The sequence below is a fragment of the Pseudomonas sp. FDAARGOS_380 genome (assembly GCF_002591235.1).
Lineage (GTDB): Bacteria > Pseudomonadota > Gammaproteobacteria > Pseudomonadales > Pseudomonadaceae > Aquipseudomonas > Aquipseudomonas salmasensis.
Window position 1 is genome coordinate 1,062,069 of sequence record NZ_CP023969.1, and the last position, 12,721, is coordinate 1,074,789.

8 protein-coding genes are annotated in these 12,721 nt (G+C 62.4%); 1 reads left to right on the top strand and 7 read right to left on the bottom strand.

Features of this window, described 5'->3' with window-relative positions:
- Nucleotides 1-295 precede the first annotated feature (295 nt).
- The 6 genes from CRN80_RS05205 to pbpC all read right to left on the bottom strand — a co-directional run bounded on the left by CRN80_RS05205 (nucleotide 296) and on the right by pbpC (nucleotide 7,151).
- Complete coding sequence (locus CRN80_RS05205; protein WP_169918270.1) at nucleotides 296-2,242, bottom strand: pilus assembly protein TadG-related protein; 1,947 nt, start codon at nucleotides 2,240-2,242, stop codon at nucleotides 296-298.
- 223 nt (nucleotides 2,243-2,465) lie between these two features.
- The gene (locus CRN80_RS05215; protein ID WP_020302184.1) at nucleotides 2,466-3,023 is read right to left on the bottom strand and encodes a DUF4136 domain-containing protein; all 558 of its coding nucleotides are present in this window, start codon (nucleotides 3,021-3,023) and stop codon (nucleotides 2,466-2,468) included.
- Nucleotides 3,024-3,066: 43 nt separating this feature from the next.
- On the bottom strand, nucleotides 3,067-3,669 hold the full coding sequence (locus CRN80_RS05220; RefSeq protein WP_078467818.1) for a DUF4136 domain-containing protein: 603 nt from the start codon (nucleotides 3,667-3,669) through the stop codon (nucleotides 3,067-3,069).
- A 23-nt stretch (nucleotides 3,670-3,692) separates the two neighbouring features.
- On the bottom strand, nucleotides 3,693-4,442 hold the full coding sequence (locus CRN80_RS05225; RefSeq protein WP_003188212.1) for a methyltransferase: 750 nt from the start codon (nucleotides 4,440-4,442) through the stop codon (nucleotides 3,693-3,695).
- Nucleotides 4,435-4,743, bottom strand: a complete 309-nt coding sequence (locus CRN80_RS05230; protein WP_003188211.1) for a MazG-like family protein — start codon at nucleotides 4,741-4,743, stop codon at nucleotides 4,435-4,437. Before CRN80_RS05230 ends, CRN80_RS05225 begins: the two co-directional genes overlap by 8 nt.
- Before the next feature lie 116 nt (nucleotides 4,744-4,859).
- The gene (gene pbpC / locus CRN80_RS05235; protein ID WP_256588877.1) at nucleotides 4,860-7,151 is read right to left on the bottom strand and encodes a peptidoglycan glycosyltransferase PbpC; all 2,292 of its coding nucleotides are present in this window, start codon (nucleotides 7,149-7,151) and stop codon (nucleotides 4,860-4,862) included.
- A gap of 245 nt (nucleotides 7,152-7,396) precedes the next feature.
- Here pbpC and CRN80_RS05240 point away from each other — a divergent pair, with 245 nt between their 5' ends.
- The gene (locus tag CRN80_RS05240) at nucleotides 7,397-7,690 is read left to right on the top strand and encodes a hypothetical protein (protein WP_003188208.1); all 294 of its coding nucleotides are present in this window, start codon (nucleotides 7,397-7,399) and stop codon (nucleotides 7,688-7,690) included.
- A gap of 131 nt (nucleotides 7,691-7,821) precedes the next feature.
- Here the strand turns inward: CRN80_RS05240 and CRN80_RS05245 are convergent, their stop codons facing one another.
- Entirely contained in the window at nucleotides 7,822-12,717 is a 4,896-nt protein-coding gene (locus tag CRN80_RS05245) for an alpha-2-macroglobulin (protein WP_098949685.1), read from the bottom strand.
- Nucleotides 12,718-12,721 lie beyond the last annotated feature (4 nt).

Sequence of the window (12,721 nt, forward strand, 5' to 3'; positions counted from 1 at the left end):
TGGGGGGTAAACCGGCAGGGATGCCGGTTTAGCCGCCCCGCGCCATGGATGGCGCGTGGCGGCGGCCCCCCAAATCACTGGCGGATTACGGGCACACCGAGCCCAAGCGAGGTGCCGAGTGGTGGGGCAAGAGCGTTTTGCTTACTTTTGCGCTTTTCAAAAGTGAGCCGCCGTCAGGGCGGAACCCTAAGTGGCCGTTACCGCAGCAATGGATATGTACTCGGTATAACTGTGTCGACTGGCAGCCCGCTATCGCAGGCAAGCCAGCTCCCACAGTTGGAACTCGGGGGGTCAGCTAAATCACCAGATAAGCCCGGCCCATATGGCAGGTAAGGTTGGCACCGACTTCGGCATTGCCCAGGTTGATGCCCAAGGCGCTCAACAGAGTATCCACGATGGGGTCGAGTACCGGCGACAATACGTTCTTGATCGCCGCTACCAACGTGTTGGTAATAGTGGTGAGTAACCCCGAGACTGCCGGCAATATTCCGTTCGGGGTACTACCAGGTGGGGGAGCGTAACTCACCTGGACCGCACCCAATGTGTTGACTAGACCTTTGACCACCTCTGTGGTGGGAGGAACAGGCTTATAGGTGGGGACCAAATTCATGTCGTTGACAGGAGAAATCAACAAGTCTTGCCCCCCCCCGCCGAGCTCTGCGTGACCGACCGTTAACAATAAGCTCCCACCCACTCCGGCTTTACGTGGCCCACAGCCGAATATTCCTTTGCATGTCTGCACACCGATATCAATAAGTGCTACTGGTTCTACATCAACTATCGTGGCTGAGGAAAAAGCCTTTGCCGGGTCCACTTTTCCCACCGAAACATCCGCGACCGCTGTCTCAACCCGGACAGTCAATGACTTCGCCGCACTACTCGCACAATTAAAATCTTTGACATAGCTTCTCGCGCTAGCCACCTCGATATAGATATCAAGGCCGCTCAACAACTGAACGTCTGTGTGATCACAAGGCTTCACAATCAGGCACAAAAGTGGATCCAGCAGGCTTACCAAGTTCAAATGCAGCAAGTTATTCACGACACCTGTCACCGGCGTCGTTATGGCGGAGACCGCAGACGTCAATCCATTAATACTGTTCAGCACGGGCAGTTGAACAGACACCAAAGTCCGCACTTGCGCAGTACGTACAAAAATCTGATCGGTCGGCGGGCTTTTTTTCAAACCTTCCTTGGCCAGCAACGGATTGCCAATCGCCGACAACTGCGGCGGCTCAATCACTTTGGTCTGAATCGAAACGTTACCTACCAACGGAATGTTCAGTTGCGCCGCCGCACTCACCGCATTCTTGCTACTGGACAACTGCGCCACCGCTTCCAGCAGTTGAAACAACTGCACGTTACTGTTCAGCGCCGCCGTCGGCGTGCCGGTGGCGATGTCGACCAGGTCTCCCACCGTCAACAGCTTGCTGTTCGGCGCAATCGCTTGAATCGATATCACGTCATTGATGACCGCCGTGGCCGCCGCACCGTTTTTCTGCAAGACCTTCACCGCAGCGTCGATCAACTGAGTAGCCGAGACCGCGGTACTGAGCAAGGCGTCATAGTCACCGGCCTTCACGTTCAGGTTGATCGCCAGTTGGTCCAGGTAACTGAGCAGGTTGACGTTGGTCTGCAGCAAGCCGTTCCAACCGGCTGCCGTGAGCGACAGGTTACCGCCGAGCAGGTTGCCGATCACCAGGTTAAGCAGCGGGGATTTGCCTGAATCGACGCTGGCCAAGCTGCTGCGAATCGACAACTGCGCCACGGGCGGCGGTGTCGCGGCGACAGCGGTGGCGCTCAAGTTGATTTGCGGGGTGATCGGCGCGCCGCTGAACAGGTTCCACAGGCCATTGGCAATGCTGGTCAGGACGGTGCGCGAGGCCACCACGCGGATCGCGTCGCTCTTGGTGGCATCGGCACTAAATACGCGGGTGTTGAGGGCATTGGTCGCCAGGGTGCCGCACGTCACCGCCAGGGTGCTGCCATTACCGACCACAAAACCGTTGCGCGCGGCATTTTGCGTGGCATAGGCGTTGGCGGTGGTGTTGGTACCGCACTGGCCACCCAGACCTGCCGCCTCCAACGCCGAGGTGTCGGCGACGGACTGCAACTTGCGCTTTTCCAAATACAAGCGCCCGCTATCGACCGCCAGCAACGTAAACACCAGGGCCAAGGCCAAGGTGCCTGCCGCCATCAAGCCAATTGCACCACGCTGCCTGGAACCGAATCGGGGAGACATCGAAGCACTCCTGCGCTAACTCTCCGTTGCACTGGAGTGTAGACAAGGCTTCGACAGGTTGCTGGCAACTCGCCACATTGGCGACTGGCGGAGATGCCCTGATACGCCCTGATACTGTAGGAGCGAGCTTGCTCGCGAAAAACTCACAGGCGCCGCGTTGATTCAGGAAGTACGCGTTATCGTTGACGTTTTTCGCGAGCAAGCTCGCTCCTACAGGGAGAGATCAGCGCGGCGGGTAGTTGGAGAGGATCTTGGTCACGGTGCTGCGGATGGCCTTGTTGCGGTCCTCGGGGTTCGGCGTGCTGGCCATCATTTGCTCGTCGCTGCCGCGCCACACCAGCTTGCCGTCCTTGCCGTCGAGCAGGTCGATCTGGAGGGTCGCCACTTTGTAGGTGATGTTGCGCGTTTCGTTGTACATCGGCGCGCCCCAGTACCCATTCCACGGGCCGCCCCAGGCACCGCCATAGTTGGTGGTGACTTGCTGCTGGCGGTCTTCGACGATCAGGTAGGCCTGTACATTCAGGTCAGCCTTGGTGCCCGCCGCCGCAGGACGCAAACCGCGCTGATCCAGCTGTTCGCCCACGGCCTGGCGGATGCGTTGCTCGGTGAGGTCGCTCTTGATTCGCGGGTCATCGGGGCGATACTGCAACGCCGGGTCTTTCCAGGCCCAATTGCGGTAGGCGCCGAAGTCTCGGCTGGCGTCGAAATCGTGGTTGACCTGGTTGCTCTGGCAACCGCCCAGCAACATGACAACAGCAAGTGCAGCGATGCGACGAAGCATGGTGTTCTCCAAAAACAACGTGGGCCTGTAATGAGAATAGCTGCTAACTGGGCGGATAGGCAGCCATTGCCTTTTGCATCGCCTTGCGCAAACTATCGGCGCGCTCGCTCAGGCTGCCCTGGCTGGTGGTTTCGGCGCTGGTGCTCCACACCGGCTGGCGGGTGCGCGCATCGAACAGGCTGATACGCGCCACGGCCACGGTCACCTCATAGGTGCGCACCACCGGCACGCTGTTGTACATGCCGTAACCGTTGCCATAGCGGTTATAGCCGCCGTAACCGTAACCATAATCGTCCTGGACCTGGCGCAGGCGTTTTTCCAGGCGTACATCGGCGCTCACCAGCAGGTCAGGCGCACGCTTGTCATGCAAGGGGCGCAAGCCACGCTGGTCGAGAGCGCCGCTGACCGCCTCGGCAATCTGCGCCGAATCGGCCCAGGCCGTGCCCGCCGGCAACTGGCCGTTGAGCCAGCCCCAGCTGCGGTAGGCGCCATAGTCGCGCACCGGCGCGGGGTAGGCGCTGGCATCAAAGGTAGTGGCCGCCTGGGCGGGCGCCGGCGGCATCGGTGCCGAACTGGCCACGTAAGGATTGGGGCTCGAGCACGCCCCAAGCGCTAAAGACAACAGGATTAAACCGAGACGACGCATGTCGACCTCCCACGCTGGGCCGCTTAAACCGGGCGGCAGATCCAGTGCAAATATCGCCCAAGCCCGGCAAAGCTTGGGTGACGACGGTGAGCGAGCTCCATCTCCAACAAGTCCTGCAGGTTGGCGCGAGCCTGGAATTCCACCGGCATATAGTCGTGGAACACCCGTACGCCACTTTGGCTTTCGACCTGCCACAACCCTTCGAGTTGCGCCGCCAACTCCCGTGGGTCCAGGGGTTGTTGCGGCGTCAGGCTCTGCTTTTCGCCGGCCATGTCGTTCTTGCGCATTTTGCGGAAGTGGCCTTTGAGCAGGTTGCGGTAGATCAACGCATCACGGTTGTAGAACGCCAGGGACAACCAGCCACCCGGCAGCGTCAGTTGGTGCAGCACCGGCAGGATGGCGTGGGGCTCGGCCAACCACTCCAGCACGGCATGGCACAGCACCAGATCGTAAGGCTCGGTGAGCTGGCCGAGCAAGTCCTGCCATGGTGCATGAATAAAGGTCGCGCTTTGGCCCGCGTCCGCGAAGCGCTGGCGCGCACCTTCAAGCATCGGCGCGGCGGGTTCGGCCAATGTCACCTCATGGCCCTGCTCCGCCAGCCACAACGACATATGCCCCAGGCCCGCACCGATATCCAGCACGCGCAGAGGCCGCTGCGGCAAGGCTTCCACCAGATCGGCCTGGAGCACCGCCAGGCGAATCGCGCCCTTGGCACCGCCGTAGATCTTTTCGGCAAAGCGCGTGGCCAACTGGTCGAAATGACGATCACTCATGGGCAAACCGCCGTTCGCTGTCGGCCAGCTTGGCGCGCACCACTTCGTTCATATCCAGGCCCAGTTCACTGCACAGCAGCAACAGATACAAGACGATATCGCCAACCTCCTGGCCCGCATGCGCGAGTTTATCGGCGGGCAGTTGGCGGGATTGGTCTTCGGTGAGCCATTGGAAGATCTCCACCAGCTCGGCCATTTCCACGCTGGCGGCCATGGCCAGGTTTTTCGGGCTGTGGAACTGCTTCCAGTCGTTGGTATCGCGGATGCGGTGCAGGCGTTCGGTGAGGTGTTCGAGGTTCATGCGGGGGCTCCTGAATGGGTATAGCTTACCCCATGACGGGACGCGGAGCGTCCCAGGCGGCGTTCCCACGCAGAGCGTGGGAACAATCAGCAGAGCGTGGGAACGATCAGCAACGATCAGTCGACGACGCTGAATTCGAGCCTGGCGGTTTGACCGGCTTCATCCAATACGCTGAGCTGATAGCGGCCCAGCCGTTCAAAACTGGCGTTGATGCTGTCCTGATTGGCACTGTCCCCCAACGGCGCGCCATTAAGAAACCACCAACGCCGGCCACTGCCGCCCAACGCCGAGATCTTCAGGCGCAAGGCTTGCTGACTGGCAGCGGGCAGGCGCAGTTGGTCACCTTCACGTACCCCCACAATGGACAAGGGCGACGCCGCAGCCAACGCCGGTGGTGGGCAATCCGGGTCAGCCGCCGGGATGCGTGCTTCACGGCGTTCAATCCTTGGCAACCAGGGCTCCAGCGGCGCCGGCCACAGGGCAATATTTTGGGGGGTTGCCCCAGGGCAATGGGCATCGACCCGCAAGCCTTTGGCGTTAACCCAGATGCTTTCCATCAAGCCCACGCTCAAAGGTTGATCCAATGCCTGCAAGGTCGGCGGCGTGGTGTTATCCAGAGTCCAGGCAAAACGCTGGCGGCGGCAATTGGGATCGCTGCGGCTCATGGGCTGGCCCAGCGGCCAACAGATCGCCGCCACGCCGATATTGGCCGGCACCGGTTTGACCGGCGCACTGATGCCGCGCTGGCTGTCGCGGTTGGTCAGTACGTCATGCACCTGCAACATCAGCGGCGCTGCCGACGCCAGGCCGAATTGCCCCGGTACCGGCGTGCCATCGGGCCGGCCGATCCATACGCCGATCAGATAACGCGGGCCCACGCCAATCGCCCAGGCATCACGAAAGCCATAGCTGGTACCGGTTTTCCACGCCAGCACCGGGCGTTGGACCAACTCGGCGCGCGGGTCGCGATCGGGGCGCGCCTGGCCGCTGAGGATGCGCCGCACAATCCATGCGGCGCCGGGCGACAGCAACGGCCGCTCCCTGAGCGTATCGTCCGGCTGTAACCGCAGGGTGGCGCTCTTGCCATCGCGGGCCAGGGCGCCGTAGCCGCTCACCAGATCTTCCAGGCGACTGCCCGCGCCGCCGAGGATCAGCGCCAGGTTCGGCTCGGCCAACGCCGGCAACGCCAACGGCATGCCACCGATGCGCATCTGTGCGGCAAAGCGCTTGGGCCCGTAGGCTTCCAGCAGTTGCACCGCCGGCAGATTCAACGAGCTGGACAACGCCGTGCTCGCCGGCACCGCCCCGGTAAAGCCCATGGAAAAGTTGCCTGGCCGGTAATCACCATAACGTCGAGGCACGTCCTGCAACAGCGATTCGGAGTGAATCAGGCCGTCATCCAACGCCATGCCGTAGAGGAAGGGCTTCAAGGTGGAACCGGGCGAACGCAGCGCGCTGATCATGTCCACATGGCCAAAGCGCTTGGTGTCGTTGATATCCACCGACCCCAGGTAGGCGCGTACCGCCATGCTTTCTTCTTCCACCACCAGAATGGCCGCCGACGTGTGTTCCGGCAGGCGTGCGCGCCAGCCCAACAGCAGGTCTTCGAGACGGCGTTGCAGGGTGGCATCCAGGGTAGTGCGAATCAGTGGCGGGCTGTCGGGGCGGTTCAGGCGGCGCGCCAGCAAGGGCGCCAGGCTCGGTTCCAGGCGTGGGGCGAGCAACAGGGGTTCCTCCAGGGCTTCATCAACCGCCGATTGTGGCCACACCTTAAACTCGGCCAGGCGGCGCAGCACTTTGTCGCGGGCCTCTTGGGCGCGCTGCGGATGACGGTCCGGGCGCAAACGGCTCGGCGCCTGGGGCAACACCGCGAGCAACGCGGCTTCGGCGTGGGTCAGCTGTGACGGTGACTTGCCCAGGTAGGCCCAACTCGCCGCCGCCACGCCCTGCAGCGTGCCGCCGAAAGGCGCGCGGTTCAGGTACAGGTTGAGGATTTCGTCCTTGGACAGGTGCCACTCCAACTGCGCGGTACGCCACAGTTGGCGCAACTTGCCGTGCAGGGTGCGTGAGTGCGGGTCGAGCAGGCGCGCCACTTGCATCGACAAGGTGCTGCCGCCGGAGACCACCCGCGCACCGCTCAGGTTTTGCCAGGTCGCCCGCACCAGCGCCAACGGGTTTACGCCGGGGTGCTGGTAGAACCAACGGTCTTCATAGGTGAGCAGCGCGTCGAGGTAATAAGGCGAGACTTCGCGGGTGTGTACCGGATAGCGCCATACGCCATTGGCATCGGCAAATCGCCACAGAGGTGTGCCATCTTCTGCCAGCACTACTCGGGCCAGATCGTCCTGGGGCAGAGGTAAGGGCCAGATGCGATCGGCCAGCCATAGCAGGGCAACCACCAACACCACACCACCCAAAGCCCAGCGCAATAACTGTGGGAGCTGGCTTGCCTGCGATAGCGCAGGATCAGTCACCTTATCCACAACTGCCCCACCGCTATCGCAGGCAAGCCAGCTCCCACATTGAACTGAGTACATCCGCAGGTGATTAAACTAAAACTCAAACGGGCAAACCTCTATGCTTGCAGGGAACTCGCCTGCGTTATCGACAACCAAAGGCACAGTTACGCCCACCTTCTTATCAGGACACGCACATGCAGGTAGAAAGCTTTTTCGAATGGTTGGGCCAGGCGCTCGGTTCCGTCATCCGTTTTATCGTCGACGGGCTCAGCGGTTTGTTCGGGGCCCTGACCCACGCCGGCGGCAACTTTATCGATGGCCTGTCACGCACCTTGGGCATGGACACCTCGATCATCAGCATCATCACCCTGATCGTCGGCCTGTTGTTCCTCTACTCGGCGGTACGCGCCTTTATGCGGGCCTCGATTATCGTCGGGATCATCTGGCTGATGCTGGGGCTGTGGCTGTTGAGTTGGGTCGTGCACTGACATTACAACCACTCGCCCCCCTCCTGTAGGAGCGAGCTTGCTCGCGAAAAACTCACCGGCGCCGCGTTGATTCAGGAAGCACGCGTTATCGTTGACGTTTTTCGCGAGCAAGCTCGCTCCTACAGTGGCTTTCAGCGGCCCTTGATCACCATATCCACTGGCGTCTCACCCACTGCCTGCCAGTTCGGCCGATACATCGACTCCACCTGCGGCGGCGGCACGCGGTAGGTTCCCGGGGTCACCGCGCGCGCCAGGTACAGCAAGTGCGTGGTGCCATAGCCATCCAGATTCATCGCCGCCACATAGCGGTCGTCCCTGAATTCCTGATGCTTGAGCGAGGCATTCTGCATCGACTCACGCCATTCCTTCACTTGGCTGCTGGCGTTCTCAAGGCTCGCCGCGCTTTGGGCCAGGTTCTGGTTTTCCAGCTCCAGGCCGGCAGGCAACAGGTCGACCACCAGAGCATCCGGTACGCGTTGCTTGGCGCTGACCGCCAAGTGCACCAGCACCAGATCACCGCTGTTGAGGTTACGCAGGTTCAACGGCTGGCCGTTCATGCCCAGGTATTCGCGGCGGATACTCAGGTTGTTGCCACCGGCCGCTGGCGGCACCTGTGGATAACCCGAAACCGTCAATTGTTGGTACACCGGCGCTTCACCCTGATTGCTCAAGGCCAGGTCGCTGGAGAGCAGTGCGCCGTCCAATTGCAACGTCGATTGCTGGTTGTTCAACTCACGCACACCGCCGCTGCCGGTGAGCGACACTTGCCAGTTCGTTTCCGGCTTGGCGAACCCGAGGCGCCCGGCCAGGAACAGCGAATTACGCTCCTGGGTCGACAGGTACGGGCTGGCCGCCAACTGATCCGACAGGGTGAACAACCGCTCCTCGCGCTGACCCTTGGCCAAGTCGTTCTCCTCCAGCAACGCCAGGATCATCGCCTGGTCGCGCAGTGGGCTGCCGTAGTCGGCCAGCCACTCGTTGGCATTGCGCTGCGCCGCCAAGCCGGCCAACAACGCCTGATCCGCACGCGGCTGGTCACCCATTTTCTGCAGCGCAATGGCCAACTGCACCAGCGGCAAGCCGGAGCGTGCGTCGCTGCGCCGTTCGAACAGGCTGCGCAACGCACCCAACGGCGCCTGCTGACTGCGCGCCAACACCATGCCGGCATAGGCCTGCACGGCAAACCGGGTGTGTTCGGCGTTGTCGCTGTAACCCACCTCGATCAGGTTGCGTTCCTGCACATACCGCAACAGGCGCTCGCTGGCCTTCTTCAAGGCTTCAGGCGGTACGGCAAAACCCTGGTCGCGAGCGCGCAGCAAGAAGTCAGTGACATAGGCGGTCAGCCAATATTCTTCCTCGCCATCGGCGCCCCACAAACCGAAGCTGCCGTTGTAGCGCTGCATGCCCAGCAGGCGCTCGATGCCCAATTCGATCTTGCGCTTACGCTCGGCATCCGGCTCGCCCTTGATGCTCAGGCGCTTGAGCAGCGCGTCGTCGGCGTACAGCGAGGGGTACAAGCCACTGGCGGTTTGCTCCAGGCAACCGTAGGGGTAAGCCTTGAGTGCACTGATCTGCGCGCCAAGGTTCAACGGCGGCCGGCTCGACAGGCTCAACAGCGCCTCGCGCCCAGATGCATCGAATTGGTCCAGTGCGCCCGACGGCAAGCTCCACGGCTGGTCCTTGAGCACTGCGCGGTAATGCTTGAGCAAGGCCGGGTACGCCGGGCGTACGCCCAGGGTCCATTCGCGGCTGAACGGCGGCAGGTTTTCACCCGGCAGGTCCAGGCCGTTGACGGTGACCGTGACCTTGCCCTTGCCGAGCCCGCCCCAGGCTTGTACCGGAATACGCAAGGTGGTGCGCTGGCCTTGCTTGAGCTCAACCGACTGCGCGCCGCTGTTGACCAACTGCAACTGACCTTGCGCGGTCAACTGCACATCGAGCTTCTGGGCCTTGCCCGACAGGTTGGAGAGGTCCAGGGCCAAGGTGGTCTGGTCGCCTCCTGCCAGGAAGCGCGGTGCCGACAATTCGGCGATCAGCGGGGCGGCGATCACGGTCTTGCCTTCGGCCATGCCATAGCGATCCTCGCTCCAGGCTTGGGCCATCAGGCGCAGTTCGCCGTTGAAGTCGGGGATATTGACGCTGACTTCGCCCTCGCCTTTCTCGTTCAGAGTCACCGGGGCGCTTTGCAGGGCGACGATGGTCACGCTGGTGTCCGGGCGCTTGCCGCCTTTGGCCAACGCCGCGTCGCCACCAAATGCCAGGCTGGCCAAACGGCCCTGGCCGGCTTCGATCAGTTGCCCATAGATGTCGAACTGGTCGACCCCATAGGCTTTGCGGCCAAACAGGCTGGCGTACGGATCGGGCGTTGGGTATTCGGTGATATTGAGGATGCCCACGTCCACCGCCGCCAGCAGTACGTGCACCTGTTGGGGCACGCTGCCATCGGCGTTCTTGGCGGCGATCTTCACCGTCAGCGGTTGTTTGGGGCGCATTTTTTCTGGCGCGGTGAGGGTCAGGCCGAGTTTGCGCTGGGTGCGATCCAGCGGCAGGTGCAGCAAGCCCACGGCGCGTTTAGGGGTGATATTGGCTTTGCGCTCGCCGGGGCGAATGACCAGGGCGCTCACATACAGATCGTGGCGCGACCATTTCGGGTCGAGCTTCACCGCAAAGCTTTTGCCTTCGGCCGGCACGTCGATTTCCTGCCACCACAGCGGCCCTTCGGCAGATTCCACCAACAGGTAGCCTTTACCGGCCGCCGGGGGCGTGACGGTGACGTTGGCGGTGTCGCCATCGCCATAGGCGGGTTTGTCCAACGCCAGCTTGACTTGGTCGGGGCGCACGGCGCCGCCTTCGGTGTTGTCCTGGGCCTGGTAGCCGGCCCAGAAGCGCAGGCTGCTGACCAGCCCGGTCTGCGGGTCTTCAACCTCCACACGGTAAGGGCCCCACTCCACCTGGAAGCTGACCTTGGCGGTGTCGCCCGCCTTGATGTTCAGGCTCTGCTCATCGAGGTTGAGGAATTTCTCGTTGAAGTGGTAGCTCCAACCGTCATTCTCCGAGTAGTTCCAGTAGTAGTCGCGGCGCTCACGCACCAGGCGCACCTTGAGGTCTTGCGCGGCCAGCTTCTGACCGTCCTGGTTGGCCACCAGCACTTCGAACTCCACGGGGCCATCGCCGTTGGTTTCCTTGCCGTCAAACAGCCCACGCAGGCCCGGCAATTGCTCGGCCGGCCAGATCGGCTGCACCAGGCGCCGGGTGATCGGCCGCCCCCCGGACTCTTGCAGGCTGGCTTGCACGATCAGTTGCAGCGGCGATTTGGCCTCGGCCCACTTGCTTTCCAGGGTCAGCGCTTGCTCGCCGTTAGCGTCGAGTACACTTTCGTCCAGTTCGAAATCCTGGCTCAGCTCTTCTTCAGTGACAGAACCGAACTGGTAGCCCGGCAGGGATTTGACCGCCTCACGCAGCGGGCGCACATACACTTGGCCACTGACGCGGTTACCGGATGCGGGCGCGCCGTAGAGGTAGCGACCGTTGACCTGGATGACCGGGTTTTCCGCCGGGCTCAGCGCCGTGTCACTGCCCTTGAGTTCCAGCGCCAGGCGCTCGGGCAGGAAGTCTTCGACGAGGAATTCATAGAGTTGCGGCTTGCCGTCGCCGAGATCGAACACCAACTGCCAACGCCCGGTCGGCGCTTCGCCAGCCAGTTGCAACGGGTATTGATACAGGCCGGACGCGTCGGCCTCCCACACGAACTTGCGGCTCACCTGTTCATCCGGGCGCCGCACTTCGACGCTGACCGGTTGCGGCTTCACCGCCTTGCCATCCTTGTCACGCAACAGCGCGTTGAGCAACACGGTTTCGCCAGGGCGATACAGGTCACGCGGGCCGAACACAAAGAACTGCAACGGGTGGGACGGTTGCCCGCCGATATCGAACTCGGCCAGGTCCAGCGCGGCGCTGTCCAGGCGCAGCAGGCTGGTTTGCTCGCCCTGCTTGGCCAGCAACACCTGGGCTTTTTTCGGCAGCGGCAACTCGGCGTGGCCGCCGTCTTCGGTCTTGCCCTGGCCGAGCACGCGGCCTTCGGCATCGAGGATTTCCAGTTCGACGCCGTTGAGTGCCTTGCCGCCTTCCAGCGCCTGGGTAAACACATCCAGGCGATTGGCATAGCGGTGCACCGACAGGCCGATATCGCTCAAGGTGAACAGGGTTGCCGGTTGCGAATAGTTGTAGGTGCCTGAAGCGCGCATCACCGCCAGGTACACGCCGGGTTGTTGCAGTTGTTTGAGGCCGGCAATCGGCAGCAGCAGGGTTTCGCGGGTGTTGCGCGCCGGGTTCAGGTCGAAACGCCCGCCGTAGACCAGCTCGGCCATCGGCAGCAGTTCACGGGACTCATAGCTTTGCAGGCTGGTATTGCGCCCCCACTGCGCCAGGAACGACGGCAGGGATTCGGGTTTGATCCGGAAGAATTCCACGTCGATCTTGTCGACATTCAACGCGATCACCGGCAGGCCCTCGGCCAGGCGCGTCGGCAACAACGTGCCACGGCTGGCGAAGCCAACGGTGGCTTGCAGGTCGCGGGTTTCCAAGCGGGCGCTGTATTCGGCGGCGAGGCTGTTGCCGTTGACCGCCTTCACCCCGGCGTCCACGGTCAGCACCAGCTTGCGCTGCGGCTCAAGGTGGCGCAGGCGCAATTCCATGAGGTTATCGGACAGTTCCCAGGCGCCATCGACCTTACCGGACGTGCTGTCTACCAAGTGCAGCTTGTCGGCGAATTTCTGATCGGGGTCCAAGGGGATGGAAAAACTCACCGACAAGGTGCTGGCCCCGTCCAACTGCACCTCGGACACGTCCACCACGCTCAGCTCACGCCCGGCATAACGCTGCTTGAGCGCTGCCACATCTACCGCGGCTTTCACCGGCTTCGGCGCTGCCGCCACGGTGGGCGCAGGCGGTGCGGCGGGTTTATCGGAAGAATCGCAAGCGCTCAGCAGGGCCAGCGCGCAGGCCAGGAACAGTCCTTTGTTAAGCATGGGG